General features: G+C 40.6%; 14 protein-coding genes. 8 read left to right on the top strand and 6 right to left on the bottom strand.

Annotated features, from left to right (window positions below; translation table 11 throughout):
* Window positions 1–192: 192 nt before the first annotated feature.
* The 4 genes from QJ048_RS17965 to QJ048_RS17950 all read right to left on the bottom strand — a co-directional run bounded on the left by QJ048_RS17965 (window position 193) and on the right by QJ048_RS17950 (window position 6,416).
* Complete coding sequence (locus QJ048_RS17965; RefSeq protein ID WP_282335790.1) at window positions 193–2,550, bottom strand: TonB-dependent receptor; 2,358 nt, start codon at window positions 2,548–2,550, stop codon at window positions 193–195.
* 295 nt (window positions 2,551–2,845) lie between these two features.
* The gene (locus QJ048_RS17960) at window positions 2,846–4,771 is read right to left on the bottom strand and encodes an STN and carboxypeptidase regulatory-like domain-containing protein (RefSeq protein ID WP_282335789.1); all 1,926 of its coding nucleotides are present in this window, start codon (window positions 4,769–4,771) and stop codon (window positions 2,846–2,848) included.
* Window positions 4,772–4,844: 73 nt separating this feature from the next.
* Complete coding sequence (locus QJ048_RS17955) at window positions 4,845–5,831, bottom strand: FecR domain-containing protein (RefSeq protein ID WP_282335788.1); 987 nt, start codon at window positions 5,829–5,831, stop codon at window positions 4,845–4,847.
* A 3-nt stretch (window positions 5,832–5,834) separates the two neighbouring features.
* Window positions 5,835–6,416, bottom strand: a complete 582-nt coding sequence (locus tag QJ048_RS17950) for an RNA polymerase sigma-70 factor (RefSeq protein ID WP_282335787.1) — start codon at window positions 6,414–6,416, stop codon at window positions 5,835–5,837.
* 285 nt (window positions 6,417–6,701) lie between these two features.
* Between QJ048_RS17950 and QJ048_RS17945 the strand changes: the two genes are divergently transcribed.
* Window positions 6,702–7,922, top strand: a complete 1,221-nt coding sequence (locus QJ048_RS17945) for an LA_2272 family surface repeat-containing protein (RefSeq protein WP_282335786.1) — start codon at window positions 6,702–6,704, stop codon at window positions 7,920–7,922.
* Between the two features lie 118 nt (window positions 7,923–8,040).
* Here QJ048_RS17945 and QJ048_RS17940 read toward each other — a convergent pair whose 3' ends face one another.
* A complete protein-coding gene (locus QJ048_RS17940) occupies window positions 8,041–8,913 on the bottom strand; it encodes an AraC family transcriptional regulator (protein ID WP_282335785.1) in 873 nt (290 codons plus the stop codon).
* Window positions 8,914–9,176: 263 nt separating this feature from the next.
* Between QJ048_RS17940 and fucP the strand changes: the two genes are divergently transcribed.
* The 6 genes from fucP to QJ048_RS17910 all read left to right on the top strand — a co-directional run bounded on the left by fucP (window position 9,177) and on the right by QJ048_RS17910 (window position 15,379).
* A complete protein-coding gene (gene fucP, locus QJ048_RS17935; RefSeq protein WP_282335784.1) occupies window positions 9,177–10,427 on the top strand; it encodes an L-fucose:H+ symporter permease in 1,251 nt (416 codons plus the stop codon).
* Between the two features lie 6 nt (window positions 10,428–10,433).
* A complete protein-coding gene (locus tag QJ048_RS17930; RefSeq protein ID WP_282335783.1) occupies window positions 10,434–10,766 on the top strand; it encodes an L-rhamnose mutarotase in 333 nt (110 codons plus the stop codon).
* A gap of 69 nt (window positions 10,767–10,835) precedes the next feature.
* Entirely contained in the window at window positions 10,836–11,669 is an 834-nt protein-coding gene (locus tag QJ048_RS17925) for an amidohydrolase family protein (protein WP_282335782.1), read from the top strand.
* Between the two features lie 103 nt (window positions 11,670–11,772).
* Complete coding sequence (locus QJ048_RS17920) at window positions 11,773–12,807, top strand: sugar kinase (RefSeq protein WP_282335781.1); 1,035 nt, start codon at window positions 11,773–11,775, stop codon at window positions 12,805–12,807.
* A 105-nt stretch (window positions 12,808–12,912) separates the two neighbouring features.
* Entirely contained in the window at window positions 12,913–13,572 is a 660-nt protein-coding gene (locus QJ048_RS17915) for a beta/alpha barrel domain-containing protein (RefSeq protein WP_282335780.1), read from the top strand.
* Between the two features lie 154 nt (window positions 13,573–13,726).
* Window positions 13,727–15,379: a UxaA family hydrolase gene (locus QJ048_RS17910; RefSeq protein ID WP_282335779.1), complete on the top strand. Its 1,653-nt coding sequence runs from the start codon at window positions 13,727–13,729 to the stop codon at window positions 15,377–15,379.
* Window positions 15,380–15,605: 226 nt separating this feature from the next.
* Here the strand turns inward: QJ048_RS17910 and QJ048_RS17905 are convergent, their stop codons facing one another.
* Window positions 15,606–16,073, bottom strand: coding sequence for a DinB family protein (locus QJ048_RS17905; protein ID WP_282335778.1), 468 nt, complete (start codon window positions 16,071–16,073; stop codon window positions 15,606–15,608).
* 241 nt (window positions 16,074–16,314) lie between these two features.
* Between QJ048_RS17905 and QJ048_RS17900 the strand changes: the two genes are divergently transcribed.
* Window positions 16,315–19,983 (top strand): cache domain-containing protein, encoded by a 3,669-nt coding sequence (locus QJ048_RS17900; RefSeq protein WP_282335777.1) that lies wholly within the window; start codon window positions 16,315–16,317, stop codon window positions 19,981–19,983.
* The last annotated feature ends 176 nt before the right edge of the window (window positions 19,984–20,159 follow it).

Below are 20,159 nucleotides of genomic sequence, written 5' to 3'. Positions count from 1 at the left end.
GTTGTGAGTTTTAAGTAATGAGTTGTGTTTTTTGAAGGCACGCAGATGACGCTGATTTAGCTGATTTACACAGATTGTATTAGGTTGAACATTCACCAGTAATTTTTCACCATTCTTGATAATCAGTTTCAATATCGCATGTGACACTGAAAGAATTCTTAATTTTTAATTCCTAATTGCGCCTTCGGCGTTCTACCATTCCACTTTATAATTTAAAATAGGTATCAATCCTGTTTGGTAAGCGGTTTGTACAGTGCCTTTTGTAGGGTCAAAATATTGGCCGTAATAGTTTTGTCTGTTGGTAAGATTTTGCAGATCGAGCGATAGCGTGTTGGTATGTTTTGTTCTGTTCCATTTCATGCTCAAGCGTAGATCGGTTCTAAAGTATGCGGGATTTTGCAGGCTGTATGCCTCCTTGTCGATGTAGTAAGTGTAGCCGTAAGCCTTTGATTTTTCTACATCGATTGGTGTGTCCCTGAAACCTCCTGTATAGATCACTTTTATGTTTACACCAAACGTTCTGCGACCATTGCCTGAGACAAAGTCCTTACCGCCTGTAAAGTTTGCTGCATAGTTGCTGTTGAAACGTGTGTTTCTTTCAATGCCGTCTGATGCAGTGTATTTCGATTGAAACAAAGAGCCGCTCGCAAGAAAATAGAAATAGTTGCACATGTATTTTTCTAATGAAATTTCAACGCCGTAGTTTTTACCTTTGCCATTGTTCACCATCGGATCGGTGGTGTAATCGCCCATTAAGTTCAATGTTGACAAGGTGTTGGTATCACTTGTACTAACTGGTACGTTTAATAATTGCTGATAATAAAATTCTGTTTTGAAACGAAGGTTCCTTGAGAACAGATGACTGTACGAGAACACATAGTGGTTTGCTTTGGTGAAACCCAGGTCTTTGTTGGGATGATATATCTTACCAGTGTTGTCAGTTGTTTCCGCAAAGTAAACACCCAAAGCCTGCATTTGACTGTGACGGCCGTAGGCAAGTCCGATCGTGTTTGTTTTTGTTACATCCCATTTGATGGCTGCCCGCGGCTCTATGGATTTTGAATCATTGTAGAGTAATTGCAAATAATGCAAACCGGCATCGACAGTTACGTTGTTTACAGGTTTGTACTGCCATTCCGCAAAGCCTTGAATGGTTTGGGTTTTGTCGGCTGTGTTTATTTTTTGGGTAACAGGCTCCGTTGGATTTTCTCTAGAACGCTGATAATAATTAAAATTGTAAAAGTTCGCAATCATGCCTGCACGAAGTGTTTGTTGGTAATTTATTTTGTGATTCAGTGTTGTTGTAACAGAGAGTTTTTTAGTGGTGTATTTATCGTCGTAAGTGTTCACAATGCTGTCTGGGTTTTCTGCGTAGTTCTCATTGTATTTTGCTCCAACAATGGAATAGCCAACACCGGAAGTAAGACGTGTGCTGCGGGATAAAGCAATGTTATGTTTAATGCCGGCGAACCCTGTGTTTGATGTAAAAGTTGATCTTACTCTGTCGTAGTCATCTTCCCATTTTGATGAATCCTTTTCTCCATTGTAATCCTGATTGCTTAGTCCTCCAAAACCGAAGATGGTAAAGTCTCCTGCTTTCTTCGTAGGAAGGAAAATATTGTAAGAAAGGTCCTGGAAGTTTGTAGTGCCATCGCCTACATTCACACCCACTTTGTCCAATATGCTTAAAGTAGAATAACGATAGTTTACCAAGTAAGAGCCTTTGTAGTTTTTTGAGAAAGGTCCTTCTGCTGCCAGGTTCAAGCCAAGCACGCCAGCCTGTGCAGTGTATTCTCTTTTTTCATTGTTGCCTTGTCTTAGATGAATGTCAAACACGCCGCTCAATGCGTTGCCGTAATCTGCCGCAAATGCGCCGGTTATGAAATCCGAATTAGAAAGCAATTGCGCACTCAATATACTAATGCCACCGCCACTACTCGCAGGATTGCTGAAGTGATTAGGATTTGGAATATCCATGCCTTCCATTTTCCATAGCAATCCGGTAGGAGAATTACCGCGGATGACAATGTCATTGCGGCCATCATCTGCTCCTATGACACCCGGAAAGCTTGTCGCCATGCGCAGCGGATCATTTACTGCTGCAGCATACTTTTGAGTTTCTTCAACGGTGAAAGCTCTTGCACTAACCAGGCTCATTTCGTTAAGCGGCCTGTTTCTTTTGCTCTTTGCTTTCACTATAACTTCTTCCTGCGCCTTTGGATCTACATCAAGAGAAATTGATACGACGTATTCTTTACCAGAATTTAACGTTATGTTTTCAATAGTTGCGTCCTTATAGCCTATGTGTGTTACATGCACGTGATGCAGTCCCACAGGTACGTTTGCGAACCTGAAGCTTCCGTCTGCTGCGGTTGTTGTTGTTCTGTTGAGATCAGTAATGGTAACTGTTACACCATCTAATGATTTTTGTAACAATTGATCCGTTACAGTGCCACGAATGGTTTGAGTAAGTTGTGCATTTGTAACGTAAGAGAAGGTTAGTAGTAAAGCTGTTGTTAAAAACAAGTGCCTTAAAGTCTTTGCTGTCATACTTTGTAAGGTTTATGGAAGTGAGACAATTGATGAAAGACATACCCCTATGAGGAATTAATAATTAATAAAGAATAATTAATAAGAGGTGTGCGAGAGGGGAATTAATTAAGAATTAAGAATTAAGAATTAGGAATTAAGAATTGTTTCGGTGCAACAAGCATTATTGAAAAGGAATTTCAGGAATGGTAAAAATAATTGAGCCATATTGCCGTTGAATTCAGTCAACGGACGACAAATGAAGCCAAGTTGAACACAAAGCCTAACAACCAAAAACTATCAACTAACAACTTTCTTAAAACAACGCTATGCCCACATTCCAGCCAATCCATCCTGTAAGGTGATTGTCAAAACTGCGCACGCTATAACCTTCTGAAGGGATGACGGTTGCGTAGCCAGGATTTTTTGTTATTTGTTTAGAATAGTACAAGCTGTACGCCGGTCCTCCGAAAATAGAAAAATGTTTGGTGATGTTGTAATGAACATTCAGATTGAAACGAGATAGAATATTGGCATTATCAAAATCGCCTAAATAGATCAAACTACCGGTAAGTTCGGGGTTGATACCAAATCGTGGAGTAAAGGAAATATCTGTACCTAGCCCGTAGCCTGCACTGTATGCTTTTTGGTTTTTATCGAGTTTTGCTCCGGCGGTTAAAATTGAATACAGATATTTTGTGCCGGATTTGAACGCGATGTTAACATCAGTGACTTCATTGTTGTACAAGGCAAGTTTGTGATAACCTTTAAGAATTATATTGATCAATCCAAGGCTCACACCTTCTGAAGTATCGGCAATATTGATCAATCCGATTTGAAGGCCCTTCATTTTTTTTGCGTAGTTAACAATCCCGGCTATCTGAACACCTTGTAAATTATTTGTAACGTTGGCAATACCCGCAAGTTGGAATCCGTTCATGTAACGGTTTGAATAGTTGGTGATGCCTGCGATCTGTGCACCTTGTGTTCCGGAATTTACGTGATTGTAAATGCCGCCAAGTTGCATTCCCTGCAAGTCATTTCTCAGATAGTTTGCAATGCCGCCAACTTGTAAACCAGTTGCACTTTTGCCGATGTGATTATAGATGCCGCCCAACTGAACGCCGTGAAAACTATTTTTCACGTAGTTGGTAATTCCACCCACCTGCATACCTACAACGCTGTCCATCACTGTGTTGTTAATGCCGCCAATCTGAACGCCGGTTACGCTTTGACCAACACTGTTGAATAAACCGCCGATCTGAAAATACTTCACATCTTTCTTATCAATGTTGAACAAACCACCCATTTCAAATCCGTTTACCCCGCCGGAATAACCGCCGAGAATGTTGACAGAGAAATTGTTAACCACCTGCGAGTTCAGCTTCCCGTTCGTGCTCACTTTGGGAAGTACTGAAACCTGTACGGGACGCACAGTGAAGAATTTGTTCAGGTTAACAGATTGGATTTTCAATCTTGATGAAAGCAGCAAGCGGCCCAGCCTGGTAGTTTCTACCAATGATGAGTCAAGCTTCTTATACGTGTACAACCAGATACTGCTATCTGGTTGTTGAACGGCAACGTAAATGGAGTCCGGCGCGTACAAGCTTTGCGGCGTTATAATAATTGATCGGCTGGAAATATCGATGGGCACAATGGCTATACGTATCTGCTGGTTGTAGTTGGGTTGAATGTTCACCGTCGTGTCCTGGTAATTTTCTTTGCTGACCGTTAGCGCAATGCTCTTGTACTTGTTTTTGATTTTCAATTTAAAATAACCCTTGTCATCACTGGTGGCTATGAGTAGTTTTTGTTTTTCATAAATACTTGCATCCCTGACTCTTTCGCCTGTTTGCTCGTCGATGATGTAGCCTGTCACGGTGAAAAAATTATCTTCACTCACTGCCTGGTTCGTTACCAAAGTCAGCTTTATCGGTGTGCGGCGGATAATGATATAATTGCCGCTTTCCTTAAACTCAAAGCCCGATTTAAAGATGAGATCAAGAATTTGTTTGATCGTTTTGTTCGGCGCCGATATGGTTACAAGGCTATCTCTGTTAATGATATTGCTATTGTAAGAAAAATAAAAATCGCCTTTGTTGCTGATGATCTCCAGTACATCCTCCACTCGTTGACGGGTTACTTCTACAGAAATGGTTTTGTTTAGAATGCTTTGTGCACCTGCGTTTTTGTGAAATAGAAAAGTTGTGAATACAAGTATAATCAGGGTTAATCGCTGCATGATCTCTTTTTTTATGCCATGAACAAATTCTTTTTCTACCTGTAAATTTGTCCATCGCTCGTCGTCATTGTTTTTACTTCAGTGTAATGTTGTTTCCATTTCTTTCCACTTTAACATCCAAAGTTTCTGAAATGATTTTTAAAACATTATCTAAAGATTCGTCATTAAATGTGGTGGTAAGTGGTAAAGATTTTACAGACGGATTCTCAATTGTGATGTTCACATCGTAAGCCTCATTCAGTTTTTCAACAAGCTTCCACAGTGGCGTTTTGTCGCAAACAAATTGCCTGCTGCTATAATAATTGTACAATTTATCTGTGGAGGACTCTTTTTGTAAAGCCGCGTTGCTACTACTGATAACAGCTTTTTCATTTGGTTTTAAATCTACTTTCTTACCCAAATGCTCCACGCGAACAAGGCCGCTCTCGACAATCACTTCTGTTTCTCCATTGTTATTTTTTACATTGAAAGAAGTTCCTAATACAGTGATGGTGACATCATTTACATTTACAATAAACGGTTTGTCTTTGTCTGTCGCAACTTTAAAGAAAGCTTCTCCCTGCAGTTTTAGGTTTCTTGTTTTGCCTTTGAAATGATCAGCGTAGGAAATCTTTGTGTTCTTGTTCAGTGTAACCATCGAACCGTCTGGCAGTGTATCGTTAAGAGTAGCACTGGTAGATGCTATATTTATCTGTGCCGCCGGTTTATTTTCCTGCCAAATGAAATAACTAATCGCGCCGGTAATAACTACGAACACAATTGCGGCAACTCTCAGCCAATTATTTTTTCCGGTAATAGGTACAACTGGTGCTTTGGCAGATTCTTCCTTTGCCGCAATCATTTGCTGAAACCTTTGCCAGGCAGCATTTTCATCAACAGTGCTTTTGGAAGCAAGTTCCAGGCTGTTATCCCAGATCAGTTTGAAGTCGTTGAAATATTTTTCATTATCGGCAGAGGTGGCGATCCATTGAGAAATGCTCGTGCTTTCTGCCGGAGATGCTTCTCCCAGCAGGAATTTTACCAGTAGTTCATCGTTTATATCGTGTAGATCTGTGTTCATTGTTTACTGGATTAGGAGGTTGGGTAAGATGATTAGAATGATAGGCAGGTAGTCGACAAGCTTCACTCTCAGGAGCTTCAATGCCTTGCCCATTTGGTTTTCAACGGTTTTGGGAGAAATGCCGAGACGCTGTGCGATCTCACTGTATTTCAATTCCTCGAAGCGGCTCATTTGGAAAATGGTGCGGCATTGTTCCGGCAATTCACTAAGCGCCACACTGATTTTCTGCTGCAGCTCTGTAAGCAGCACTTTCTTTTCTGCGTTATCGGTATTGTTTTTCATGTGGTGAACGGTATGTGCCTGGTAGGCCTGTTTCACTTTCTCATGTTTTAAATGATTGAGGCTGTGGTTATACACTGTTTTGTATAGATAGGCGGTGAGAGAAGTGTCAATATTCAGTTGATCCTTTTTTTCCCATATCTTAAAAAATGTCTGCTGTACGATTTCTTCTGCGATGGTGGAGTCTTTTACAACCGTAAATGCATAGGCATGCAAGCCTTTAAAATGCGTTTTAAAGGCTGATTCGAAGTTGTTTTTCCAGTCGCTCGTAAGCAAGGCATTACTTTGCGGATGGCTGATTTCCATTCTTATACATTGATAACTTGGTTCAAATATAATAGCTTCTGCCAATTTTTTCTTTCCAGTATGACAAGCGGAGAGGCGTTTACCCCTACGGAGAATTAATAATTAATAATTAAGAATTAAGAATGCTTTGTGTGTTGCGGAAAAATAGAGAGTAAACTTGCTGCTTGCCTAACAGCAAAGACTGGGCAAGTCCCAAGCTGTAGCACCTATTAATTTTTAATTATTAATTATTAATTCCCCATAGGGGTCGAGTTCCACTTCGTTGTCTCACCCTAAAGAATCAATATGAGAACAATTAAACAATGTATAGTGGTAATGGTTTGTATGAATTTTTTGACATTGGCAAACGCACAGGAAAAAGATACAACGCAAAGGAAAGCATGGCCATTCGGCCCGGTAGTCCCGGCGCAAATATCATTTGCTCCGGGAGTAGGAACGAATGGCAGGCAAGTGCTTGACATAAGAGGCGTTTCATTCAATGTACTCGGAGGAAAAAATAACAGTGTAACCGGATTTGAATTTGCCGGTTTGTTCAATGTCGATCAAAAAAATGTTGCATACACGCAGGTAGCTGGCCTTTTTAACACTGTCGGCGGAAACGTTATGGGAGCACAGGTTGCAGGCTTGTTCAATACAGTTGGCGATAGTGTGATAGGTGCACAGGTGGGAGGATTGTTTAATACAGTTAATAAAAAAGTAAGGGGTGCGCAAGTCGCTGGACTCTTTAATATGGTGGGCGATAGTGTTATCGGCATACAGGTTGCCGGCCTGTATAACAATGTTGCCAAAAGTGTTATTGGCTCGCAGGTTGGAGGATTGACAAATATTGTGAATGGTAATGTAGCAGGGTTTCAAGTCGGAGGACTTGTTAATAAGGTGCAAGGAAAGGTGACAGGTATGACGGTAGCAGGTTTATTTAATAGTACGAAAGAAGTGGAAGGGCTCCAGGTTGCGGGACTTGTGAATCACACAAAAAAACTGAAAGGAGTGCAAATCGGGCTTATCAATATTGCAGATACTTCCGAAGGTTGTAGCATTGGTTTGATCAATATTGCTAAGAATGGTTTTTATCAATTCTCTCTTTATGCCAATGAGAGTAACAGCGTGAACGTTGCCTTCCGCTCCGGTACTAAGAATTTTTATGGCATTCTGTTAGGCGGTGCCAACCCAAGTGACAATAAAAAGCTGTACACCTTTGGTGCAGGTTTTGGAGGTGCAGTAAAGCTTGCACACAACATTAGCATTAATCCTGAAATCACCTCGCAGTACATGTATACAGGTGATTGGCAGTACACAAATCTTCTGCAAAAACTTTCGGCCAATTTCAATTTCACTGTTGCAAAAGGTCTTACGTTGTATGCAGGCCCATCGTTTTCACTGTACTACACCGATCAGCACACAGACGTGAAAGATTACAAACAAGCAATGCCTTCCTATGGTGTGATGCATTGGTGGGACAATACTTATGCGTGGTTTGGCTGGACAGTGGGAGTGAGCTTTTTTTAATGATTGAATAACTGAGTAACTTAATAACTGAAAGGTCAAATAACTGAATAATTGAATTATTGATGACAAGCTGTTTTTCAAGGTCAGTTATTCAGTTACTCAGTTATTAAGCCATTCGTCACTCCTTCTCCAAATATTCGTTCAAATACTGCTGCGGCGTTTTGCCTGTATTCGCTTTGAAGTATTTATGAAAACAGGTGAAATTATTAAAGCCGCTATCGTAGCAGATCTGCTTAATCGTTTTCCGGTTTTCTATCAATAGTTTGCAGGCATAGCCAACACGAAGCTCTATAAGAAAACCTGTAAACGTTTTGCCAGTGCGGCTTTTAAAGTATCGACAAAATGAATTGGTTACGAGGCCCGCTTCTGCAGCGATGTCGTCAAGCGAGATTTTTTGTCTGAAATTTTTGAATGCGTAATCGTAAATGGCGGTCATGCGTTCATTTTCCTGCAATTGAAAATCGTTGCGGTAGCCGATAGATGAAAGCGTTGTGATCTTCTCCATCTTTGAAAACGCTGTCAGGCATTCCAGCAATGCAATGATCCGTTCTGCGCCTTCGGTTGTCCTTATTTTTTTAATAGTCGCGCTGATCTGTTCGCTGTATTTTTTTTCTACCACAACACCATATCTCGCTTTTTCAAGAAAGACCTTTATCGACGCGTTCTCCGGTAGTGAAAGGAATTGTTCTCCCCAAAAGTTTTCGGTGAAATGTATAACGGTAGCAAAAGGCGTTTTGCTTTCTGTAACCCTTAAATAAGGATCGTCGTACCGGATGTAATGCGGTAAATTAGAGCCGAGCAGTACAATGTCTCCGGGCGCAAAGTGTTTAATGTCATCGCCTACGAAACGCGTACCTGTACCTTTGTGCACCTGGATGATTTCTACCTCGGGATGGTAATGCCACTTGTTGATCACATTCGGGACAAGATCTTCCCGCACGTTAAAAGAACGGGTTGGCGTGACCAATACTTTAAGCAATTTCGCTTTCATCCGGATATTTTTTGTTTGCCGCTAACGCTGCGATTATTTTTAGTTGGATGCCCGCCTGAATGGCCTTGGTCGGGCAGGGAACTCCGCAGATGCATTCTTATGCGCGAAAATTTGTTCCGCTCCGTTTCATAATTTATCTCCCAAAACCACAATTTAGGCAAAATGATGTTAAAATAGCTTAATAGTTGGATAAATAGGGGAAAACCCGAACGCGGGAAAAATAGTTTCTTTGTTTTCATAACATAACGAATTGCTTTTTTATCATGCCTACAAACAAAAACAAGCTCGCGATTATTCTAATTACCTCATTGTTTTTTCTATGGGGATTTGCGCTGAATCTTAATCCTATATTGATTCCGCACCTGAAAAAGGCTTGTCAGCTTTCCGACACACAATCTGCATTTATTGATTCTGCGTCATACATCGCCTATTTTTTATTGGCCATTCCTGCTGGTCTGTTCATGAAGAGATATGGTTATAAAGGAGGCATCATTTTCGGATTGATGTTATTTGCCTTGGGCGCATTTTTATTTTATCCTGCAGCCATTACAAGGTCCTATGGATTTTTCCTTGGTGCATTGTTCATTATAGCAAGTGGGTTAGCATTTCTGGAAACAGCGGCCAATCCTTACATTACGGTGTTGGGCGATCCTGAGAGCGCAACACAACGTATCAATTTTGCCCAATCGTTCAATGGTTTGGCAGCGTTCCTTGCACCACTACTCGGGGGAACGTTTATTCTTTCAGGAAAGTCATTGACAGAGCAGCAAAAGGGTGCGATGTCTGCGACAGACTTAAGTGCGTACCTGGATCACGAAGCTGCATCAGTTAAGTTGCCTTACATTATAATAGGACTGGTTGTGCTATGTGTGGCGTTGTTATTATGGAAAACAGCGTTGCCTGAAATAAAAGAACAGGATGATTCGCTTGAGGTGGAAGGTTCTATTCTCAAGGAAAAGAATTTGATGTTTGGCGTGTTGGCGCAGTTCTTCTATGTTGGGGCACAAGTTTGTGTGAGCAGTTTTTTTATCCGTTTCTCAGAAAGAACCGCCGGGCTGGAAGAAAAGGTTGCAGCGGGGTTGCTGGCCGGTGCGATGGTTGGTTTTATGATCGGCAGATTCGTTGGCACATTCTTAATGCGTTTCATCGCTCCTCCAAAATTGTTGGCTACCTACAGCATCCTGAATATACTATTGCTTGTATTTGCGGTGATGAGCAAAGGAATGGTTTCTGTGTATGCGATCACAGGTGTAGAGTTCTTCATGTCGATCATGTTCCCTACAATATTTTCTCTCGGCATTCGCGGACTTGGTTCCAAAACAAAAGAAGGATCATCTCTGATCATTATGTCAATTGTAGGAGGCGCTATATTCCCTGTAATTATGGGCCAGGTTTCTGATCATACGAATATTCAGACAGCGTACCTTGTACCTGCTGCTTGTTTCATAGTAGTAATGTTGTTCGCATTTAAAAATATTAAAGTGCAGCAAATTAAACTTGCCGCATCTCACTAAATGATGATGAAAAAATATTGTCTTGCACTCGACCTGAAAAATGATCCGGCGTTGATCGAAGAATATGAAGCTTATCACAAATCTGTGTGGCCCGAAATATTGGAAAGCATTAAAGGAAGCGGCATTGAGCATATGGAAATATACAGAACCGGCAACCGCCTGTTTATGATAATGGAAACAAACGATTCATTCAGCTTCGAAGCTAAGGGAGCCGCTGATGCAGGCAACGAAAAAGTGCAGGAATGGGAAAAATTGATGTGGAAATTTCAGCAGCCTTTGCCTTGGGCGAAGGAAGGAGAGAAGTGGATTATTATGGATAAAATATTTGAGACGAACTAGAACGAGAAATTAGGAATTAGAATAGTGCGTCATCCAAAAACTCATAACTCACAACTCAAAACTCACAACTTGAATTTAAAAATAGACGCTCATCAACACTTCTGGAAATTTGATCCTGTTCGCGATAGCTGGATCAATGAGGAGATGAGTGCGATACAACGCGATTTTTTGCCTGAGCATTTGGAAGTAATATTAAAAGAAAATGGACTTGACGGATGTGTTGTTGTGCAGTCAGATCAATCCGAAGTAGAAAATGAATTTCAATTGCATAATGCAGCTGCAAATGATTTTATTAAAGGCGTTGTTGGCTGGATAGATTTAAAAGCAGCGAATGTAGAAGAAAGATTGGCGCATTATAAACAGTTTGAAAAACTAAAAGGCTTCAGACATGTGCTGCAGGGTGAGCCGCAGCGTGACCATATGTTGGGCGAAGCGTTTTTGAACGGAATTTCATTGCTGCAAAAGTTTGGCTATACCTATGATATTTTGATTTTCACAGATCAACTGCAATATTCACTTGAGTTCGCAAAGAAATTTCCTGACCAGCCTTTTGTAATAGACCACCTAGCGAAGCCCTTGATCAAAGCGCAGGAAATTGCCGATTGGAAAAAAGATATCAGTGCTTTTAAAGATCACAAGCACGTTTCCTGTAAAATTTCAGGCATGGTCACAGAGGCAGATTGGAAAAACTGGAAAAAGGAAGATTTTTACCCTTACATGGATGTGGTGGTGGAAACATTTGGCATGAAAAGGCTGATGTTTGGTTCAGATTGGCCGGTGTGCAATGTTGCTGCATCGTATAATGTGATGAAGAGTATTGTGGATGATTATTTTGCGTCGTTTTCGGAAAGTGAAAAAGAAGCATTTTACGGAGGTAACGCGGTGAGTTTCTATAACCTCTGAACAGAAATAAGTTGATTGTTGTTAGTTCAAGGTTGTTGTAATTTTGGGTTATTACTTTTGGCCAGAAAACTAACAATAAACAATTTTCCATAAAAGATTGACAATGAAAAAAGGAAAAGTTCTATCATTTGGAGAAATCCTGTTGCGCATTTGTCCTGATACAAATGGCGAATGGTTGCAGGACAATAGTTTGCCATTTTATGTGGGCGGTGCAGAAGGCAACGTAGCAACGGCGTTGGCTCTTTGGGATGTGCCATCTGCTTACATGTCTGCCATGCCGGATAACATGATGGCAAAACAGATCGCCGCATATCTTGAAAGCAACAGAGTAGATGTTTCTAAAATGTTGTACAACGGCGAACGCATCGGTTTGTATTATTTGCCGAAAGGAAAAGATCTAAAAAATGCCGGAGTTATTTACGACAGAAATTATTCTTCTTTCTCCAATTTGAAAACGGGAACAATTGATTGGGATGAAGTATTGAAAGATGTGAGTTGGTTCAACTTCAGTGCCATTTCACCGGCGCTGAATCAAAATGTTGCCGATGTATGTAAAGAAGCTGCTGAAGCCGCATCAAGAAAAAACATTACAGTTTCTATCGACTTAAACTACCGTGCAAAGCTTTGGCAGTATGGCAAGCAGCCGCATGATGTCGTTCCTGAACTCGTAAAGTATTGTAATGTAGTAATGGGTAATATTTGGGCAGCAGAAAAAATGCTTGGTATTCCGGTTGATGCTTCAATCATTAATGAGAACAGCACTAAAGAACATTATTTGCTGCAAGCAGAAAATACAAGCAAAGCGATCTTGCAACAGTTTGACAAAGTAAAAACGGTTGCGAATACTTTCCGCTTCGATCATGCAGAGCAGGGAATTAATTATTACACCGCGTTGTTTAACGATAATAAACTGTTTGTTTCACACGAATATTTCGCAAAGAAAATAGTGGACAAGGTGGGAAGCGGTGACTGCTTTATGGGCGGAATTATTTATGGTTTGTACAACGAACTCTCTTCACAGGAAACGCTGGAATTTGCGACGGCTGCGGCATATCAGAAGCTGTTTATCGAAAGCGATGCGACAAAAATGAGCGCGGAAGAAATTAAAGATAAATTGAAAATTGAGAAAAGTTTATAGTTGATGGTTGTTAGTTGAAGATGTGAAGCATGAAGGCTAACAACAAAGTACTATCAGCAAAGAACGGATCTAACAATTATTAATTAATAACAAACAACTTATCATATGGCTTCAAAAAAGGAAATACTTCAAAGCATATTGGATCAGGGCATGTTGCCATTGTTTTATTGGGACGATGCGACAGTGAGTCTTGAAATAATCAGATCATTATACAAAGCAGGTGTGCGTGTGCTGGAATATACTAATCGCGGACCAAAGGCGTTGGATAATTTTTCTTTCTTAAAAGAGAAATTAAAAACCGAAGCGCCGGATCTGTATCTCGGTATTGGTACGGTTAAAAGCCCTGAAGAGGCAAATGCATTTATTGAAAGAGGGGCCGACTTTTTGGTTTCTCCTATTGTAAATCCAGAGGTGGCTGCTATTGCCAAATCAAAAGATATGCTGTGGATCCCGGGCTGTATGACGCCTACGGAGATTTACACTGCGCAGCAAAACAACGCCATGTTGATCAAACTGTTTCCTGCAAACATTCTTGGACCGGAGTTTATGAGTTCTATCAAAGAACTTTTCCAGGGACAATTATTCATTCCCACAGGTGGTGTTGAAATTGTGAAAGAAAACATTGCAACATGGTTCAAAGCAGGTGTTTGCGCAGTAGGTATGGGCAGCAAATTGATTAGTAAAGCGGTGTTGGAAAATAAGAGTTATGATTTGCTGGAAAAAGAGACCAAACGTGCATTGGATTTGATTAAAGAAAGCAAGTAAAAAAAGCGCCAAGCGCCCCGGTTCGTGTCTTCACGAACCGGGGCGCTTGGCGGTAGACTTTTTTTGCAGGATTTCGGTTCGTGAGGACACGAACCGAGGCTGTGAGAAATAAAAATATTGTTTGTGAAAACAAACAAATTATAAATACAACGTAATGAAGCAACGCGTATTAAAAGTGCACCCGGATGATAACGTACTGGTTGCGCTTACAGACTTGAAAAAGGGTGAGCAAATTGACTATAACGGAAATAGCTATACGCTGCATGATGATGTTGCAGCAAAACATAAATTTCTTACAGAAGATTTGAACCCGGGTGATCCCATTCATATGTATGGCGTGTTGGTGGGTAAAGCGCAGGAGCCATTGCAAAAGGGAAACCTGATCAGCATAGGAAATGTAAAACACGCAGCAAGTGATTTTACAACGGGTGAGAGAAAAACGAATTGGGTAAAACCTGATGTTTCAAAATTTGCCAACCGTACATTCAACGGTTATCATCGCAATGATGGAAGTGTGGGTACAGGCAACTATTGGTTGGTAATACCAATGGTGTTTTGCGAAAACCGAAATCTAAAAGTACTGCAGCAGGCACTGGTAGAAGATTTGGGCTACGGGCGCAATGTCACTTACCAGAATCAGGCAAAGCAATTGATCGAACTGTATAAAGCGGGTAAAAGCGTTGAAGATATTTTACAGGCAGATATCAGCGCAGATTATAGCAAGAACAATAAACAGCGTTTGTTTGAAAATGTAACAGGCGTAAAATTCCTTACACACGATGGAGGTTGCGGTGGTACAAGAGATGATTCAGATGCATTGTGTGCGTTGCTGGCGGGTTATATCACGCATCCAAATGTTGCGGGTGCGACGGTGATGAGCCTCGGTTGTCAGCATGCGCAGGTTGATATCTTGCAGGAAGAAATTAAGAAACGTGTTCCAAATTTTGATAAGCCATTGTTTATTTTGGAGCAACAGAAAATTGGAAAAGAATCTGACTTTTTATCTGAAGCGATCAAGCAAACTTTTGCAGGATTGATACTGGCCAACAAGAATGAAAGAAAACCTGCGCCGTTGAGCAAGTTGGTCATCGGTTTGGAGTGTGGTGGTTCAGACGGATTTTCCGGTATCTCTGCAAATCCGGCGATTGGGTATACCTCCGATCTGTTGGTGGCTTTGGGCGGTTCGGTCATATTATCTGAGTTTCCTGAATTATGCGGTGTTGAACAAAATCTGAGTGACAGATGTGTTAGCGTTGATATCGCTGAACGCTTCTCGCACCTAATGCATACTTATGATAGCAGGGCGAAAGCAGTAGGTTCAGGATTTGATATGAATCCCTCTCCGGGCAATATTAAAGACGGATTGATCACTGATGCGATCAAGTCTGCAGGCGCAGCGAAGAAGGGTGGTACATCGCCTGTTGTAGATGTGTTGGACTATCCTGAAAAGGTTTCAAAGCCTGGATTGAATTTATTGTGTACTCCGGGTAACGACGTGGAATCTACCACTGCGGAAGTTGCTTCCGGTGCTACAGTCGTATTGTTCACAACTGGTTTGGGAACGCCAACCGGTAACCCGATCACGCCTGTTGCGAAATTGGCGAGTAATACAAAGCTATACAACAAAATGCGCGACATCATCGATATCAACACGGGAACGATCATCGAAGGTGAAGAAACCATTCAGCAAGCGGGCGAAAGAATTCTGGAATATGTGATTGGCATTGCCAGCGGCGAAATTGAAGTGGCTGCAGTACGTCACGGTCAGGACGATTTTATTCCGTGGAAACGCGGTGTTTCGCTATAGCAGAGAAGAATGGAACACAGATTTTCATGATTGTCATGATCTGTTATGATTTTTATATAAAGAAGCCCTTGTTGTAAATTCAACAAGGGCTTCTTCTTTTATTAAACCCAGACGGTTGTCTCAATGCCCTGACTATTGTTTTATATCGAAACTCAAAAAGACATCAGGCGTTCTATTTCAAATTTTAAAATCATAACAAATCATGACAATCATGAAAAACTGCGTTCTATTTTCCCTGGATCAGATTTTTCAACAGCACTATTTGCCCCAGATGATAGTGTGCATGTTCTGCAATACCGTGTAACGATTTGTAGGTTTGAGAATAACCGGGCAAAATAGGTTCAAATAATTTCTCATCAGGAATAGTTTGTATGGCTTCAGCAAGCGCATTTGCAGAAGTTATATTTTTTTGTTTAAGCTCCTGCCAGGCTGCTTCATCATGTAGTGGAGGCATGTCAAAACCATTAGCATCGTTAATTACAGGAGGATGCCCCTCGAGTCTTTTTAACATTACATCGTTGTAGAAAGTCACATGATACAATAAAGAAGCTATGGTGTTTTTCGAAGCTTTTGTTTGCGTAACAGCCATTTTAAACGACACATCTTTTAACACATCTGCAATGTTAACCTCAGTCCAGTTAGTGCCATTATGAACGTCAAGGATATGCTGAGCGATCAATTGTTGCAGTTTCATTGTAGTAAAAATTAGTGAAGAGATACGAACAAATGAAGCGGTCTGTTTGTTTGCGTGGCGTTAAAAAGAATGCACATTGATGAATAACTTTCCTGAAACCCGCTTGCATATTACGTTTCCGAGTGTTAATTTTTGAAAAGTAAAGTTTTTACTGCTTCTCAGGCTACATGATCCATCCCTTACAGCAGAAGACAATAGCGGTTTTTCAATCCTTACATCTTTTTTACTAACCACATTATTTATGCCTAAGGATAACTCAAAAGGTCCTTTGCTTCGCAATACGTATATCCTGCTTTCAATCATTGCATTGTTGAGCGCCTTTATTGCATTGAACTATCTCGTGTTTATTCCCCGCCAGCAAAGTGAGTTTAACAGGAAAGCCTTTCGCATTATGCACGAAGAAGCTGATGATTTTATACAGCGGGTAAAAGGCTATGCGGACTATTTTCAAAAGAACCACGATGAAACAAAAAAGTTTAAGCTCGACACAACAAAGTGGAGCCTGTATATGCATGATCCGGAGTCTGCAGGAAACCGAATCCGTAGCCTTATCACCGTGAATGGACTCTCCAACTCAATAAAGAAAGATACCTGCACTATAGACTTTATCACGGATTCAGTGATCTTTCGCTATGCAAAAGACGCGGCAGATACCGGTCGGGGCAATGCTCAAGACGTACTGGTAAAATCGATAGATGAGATCATACAACCAATACAGGCAATGCATCAGCAAACTTTTGATTACATTTTGCTGATCAACAAAGTAAGGGACACCGCCGCCGTTCCGGGAAAACGTCGTTCGGAAAGGTTGATCTATAAGTCTCCCGGACTTGCCATCGACAATAGCATCTACATTGATTCATTAATGAAGAAGGATGCTTTTCGGTTTGCTACCATTCACGATATGGAAGTGGAAGGAGCGAAGTATAAAGTTTTTTTAATGCCATTTGCTTTCAATAATCAACACTTTTATTTAACGGGCTTTATAGAAGATCAGGGATATAAGATAGGCGTAACCTCTTCTTCGTCGTGGGCGTATTTGGTAATCATAGTGCTGTTGTTGTCTATAATGATTAATCTCCCCACGCTAAAACTTTTTTTGCTCGGCAAGCAGGAAAATATTGTTATTACTGATGTTCGCATGCTAATGGTATCACTTACCGTTGCACCTGTTTTCTTTGTAATGGCATTGCTGATCATAAAATCGTACAGCATCAGTGATAACATCTCCAATAAAATAATGCTTGATCTGCATGCGCAGATAAAGAGAAATTTTTCGCGTGAACTCGACAGTATGGTTGCTCAGCTGAAAGAGTACGATCAAAATATCGACGGAAATAATTTTGGGCTAATGGATACCGCCATAAAACCACCGTCTGACGCGTTCTTTTATCCACGCACCTATAAGTTGTTTGACAATGTGAGCTGGGTGGAAAAAAGCGGTACCCAAATTGGCAAGTGGAGTTTTCTCAAAAACAACGCGATTAGTTTCCTCAATGTGTCAGGGCGCGACTACTTCAAAGCCATCAGGTTTGGAAAAGGGTTCGTGATGAAGAAAGACTCCATTTTTATTCAGCCAACGTTATCGTGGTCAAGCGGCGATTATTCTGTTAGCGTTGCAATACCAAGCCATAAAGAGTTTGATGTGGGCAATGAGAAAAAACGTGCTATCCTTGTAACGCTTGGCAGTATTATTTATTCCACTTACAATCCTGTGTTGCCGCGGCCGTACAGCTTCGCCATTATTGATAAAGATGGAGATGTATTGTTTCATTCCCAGTCGGCCAGAGCTTTGCATGAAAACCTGTTTGACGAGTGCGACAACAACCCTGAAGTGCTAAATGCGGTGCAACACAACGATAGCGTACTTGTTTCATCGGTAAACATGTATGACAACGATGTTAAAATGTTGATCACGCCTATAAAGGGATTGCCATTTTATCTTGCCGGCTTTTATAACAAGCGTGAGCAAAACTATTTTGTTTATCACATATCAGCATTTTCATTTGTATGTATAAGTGTCGTGCTGATTTCGTTGTTGTTCTTTTTGTATTTGTATTATCTGGTGGGAAGAAAAGTATCGCCGTTGTTATTTTCGCCAGGCGAATCTGACTGGATGAAGCCTGCAATAAGAAAAGAGTTATACTATAAAAAACTGGTAGTGTTTTTTGTAATGCTTATTGCATTGATAATAATCGTATCGATCGTTATTTTCGAGTTTTGCAATGCCCATTGGTTAATACTTGATATGGCAGTTCTCTCTTGCTTCCTTGCTGTTACCGGTTATTATATTATGAAAAAAGGAGTGCCGACGAACAGGCGTGCTGAGCAAATAAGCTATCGCAAACTTTTATATCCACATAGAAAGATACTGTTATTTTTTGCGTTGATTTTGTTTTTGATTTCGCTTATAATTGTTTTCTATACGGAAAGTTTGTGGTGGCTAACCATACCATGGATATTTTCCATCATTGTATTGGGGGCCGTTTTCAAGATAGGCAGCATGCCGCATTTCAGATTTATGGAGAGAGATTATTTGCAGCATTATGTATGGGCGATTTTTCTTTCTATCATTTTGATAAGTGTACTTCCCACTTTTATCTTTTTCAAATATGCATTGGAGCATGAAAAATATTTGCAGGTAAAATCGCGGCAGATATATTTGGCAGAACGAATCGTACAGCGTAGTTCTTTTATTGATTCAGCATTCAGTCTAACTAAAATTTCAAAATATCACCAACCGGAAGATTCAACGTTTATAAACAATGTAAAATACAAAATGGGCTATGGCATTTATTCGGCGTTTAGTAACGTGCTGGATACTGTCGTGCCATCATTTCCAAAGCGGCCAAACAGTGTAGATAGTTTTTATAAAGTGGTCACGCAGTTTCTTTTTCTGCCAAGCGATCACTCCGATTTTTTTAATAACACTCCTTATTATGGCTGGTCAGATAAAGTGAGTAAGAATACCGTCAACTTCTATTACAAAAAAGATATCAACAGCAACGACAATAGAGCTTTGTTGATTGAAACAAGCTTGCTGGGTCTCGATTTTAGTCTGATAACAGATCTCTATAAAAGTTTCCTTGGATGGATATTGCTGTCAGTACTTGTAACTTCCCTCATTGTTCATTTTCGAGTGATCAAAGCATTAGCTAGACGTGTGTTTTTGAATGAGTTCCCCGGAATTGACATCAGCGATCATACTGATAAGAACTGGATCGACAGACATGTAAATCTTAAGACGGTTGCTGAACATGATATGGGATTGCTGGAAGAAGTGGAGCGTTCGCATCGTAAACGAAAAGTTGATGCAGCCGGAGATGATGATTTGGATGATCCGGGCGCAAATGGCGACAAGTTATTGAGGCATGAAAAATTCACCATCTCACACAGTCATATTTATGGCTACGAGTCGGAGGAAATGGAGAAAAGCAACTATGCAAATGTCCTAAGGATGCAGTCCATTCTTACGTCAACATATGATGATATCTGGAAAGAATTATCGGAAAAAGAAAAGTTCATTCTTTTTGACTTTGCACTGGATGGCTTTACTAACTACAAAAATCCTGACACACTGTATGGTTTGTTTAAAAAAGGATTGCTTCGCCAGGACAGAGAAAATGGAGGGTTGATATTGATGACCTATAGTTTCAGAAATTATCTTATCAGTAAATCAGACACGGCAGAGATTGAAAGATTGCGAAGAATTGTAAACCGTGGCGGCACATGGAAATTGATTCAAAATATTTTCTTCGTAACACTGCTGATGGTCTTTGCATATCTCATTATCACACGCCAGGAAGTCTCTACAAAAATTGCAGCGATCATTTCAGGTCTTGTGTCATTGGTACCTGCATTGATAAAATTGTTTGACAGGAAAACGGCGGAAAGCACGGAGAAAGCATAATGTGGAAATTTGAAAATATGAAAATTTGAAAATGCTTTTTGTGCGGCATTTCTTGTGTGGTTGCTGAATTGCACTATCTGTAAAGTTCAATTCTTTTCAAAATGCTTTTGGACAATTGATGAGGCATACATTCCTTACGCTGACGCACGCGTTCATTTTCAAATTTTCAAATTTTC

Source organism: Pinibacter soli, from assembly GCF_029961145.1.
GTDB classification, from domain to species: domain Bacteria; phylum Bacteroidota; class Bacteroidia; order Chitinophagales; family Chitinophagaceae; genus Pinibacter; species Pinibacter soli.
This window is presented reverse-complemented; position numbering and strand designations above follow the sequence as displayed.

What these genes read in the sequence shown, in the direction of transcription:
- QJ048_RS17965 (WP_282335790.1), bottom strand. Translation starts at nt 2,550, where the DNA reads ATGACAGCAAAGACTTTAAGGCACTTGTTTTTAACAACAGCTTTACTA.
- QJ048_RS17960 (WP_282335789.1), bottom strand. Translation starts at nt 4,771, where the DNA reads ATGCAGCGATTAACCCTGATTATACTTGTATTCACAACTTTTCTATTT.
- QJ048_RS17955 (WP_282335788.1), bottom strand. Translation starts at nt 5,831, where the DNA reads ATGAACACAGATCTACACGATATAAACGATGAACTACTGGTAAAATTC.
- QJ048_RS17950 (WP_282335787.1), bottom strand. Translation starts at nt 6,416, where the DNA reads ATGGAAATCAGCCATCCGCAAAGTAATGCCTTGCTTACGAGCGACTGG.
- QJ048_RS17945 (WP_282335786.1), top strand. Translation starts at nt 6,702, where the DNA reads ATGAGAACAATTAAACAATGTATAGTGGTAATGGTTTGTATGAATTTT.
- QJ048_RS17940 (WP_282335785.1), bottom strand. Translation starts at nt 8,913, where the DNA reads ATGAAAGCGAAATTGCTTAAAGTATTGGTCACGCCAACCCGTTCTTTT.
- fucP (WP_282335784.1), top strand. Translation starts at nt 9,177, where the DNA reads ATGCCTACAAACAAAAACAAGCTCGCGATTATTCTAATTACCTCATTG.
- QJ048_RS17930 (WP_282335783.1), top strand. Translation starts at nt 10,434, where the DNA reads ATGAAAAAATATTGTCTTGCACTCGACCTGAAAAATGATCCGGCGTTG.
- QJ048_RS17920 (WP_282335781.1), top strand. Translation starts at nt 11,773, where the DNA reads ATGAAAAAAGGAAAAGTTCTATCATTTGGAGAAATCCTGTTGCGCATT.
- QJ048_RS17915 (WP_282335780.1), top strand. Translation starts at nt 12,913, where the DNA reads ATGGCTTCAAAAAAGGAAATACTTCAAAGCATATTGGATCAGGGCATG.
- QJ048_RS17910 (WP_282335779.1), top strand. Translation starts at nt 13,727, where the DNA reads ATGAAGCAACGCGTATTAAAAGTGCACCCGGATGATAACGTACTGGTT.
- QJ048_RS17905 (WP_282335778.1), bottom strand. Translation starts at nt 16,073, where the DNA reads ATGAAACTGCAACAATTGATCGCTCAGCATATCCTTGACGTTCATAAT.
- QJ048_RS17900 (WP_282335777.1), top strand. Translation starts at nt 16,315, where the DNA reads ATGCCTAAGGATAACTCAAAAGGTCCTTTGCTTCGCAATACGTATATC.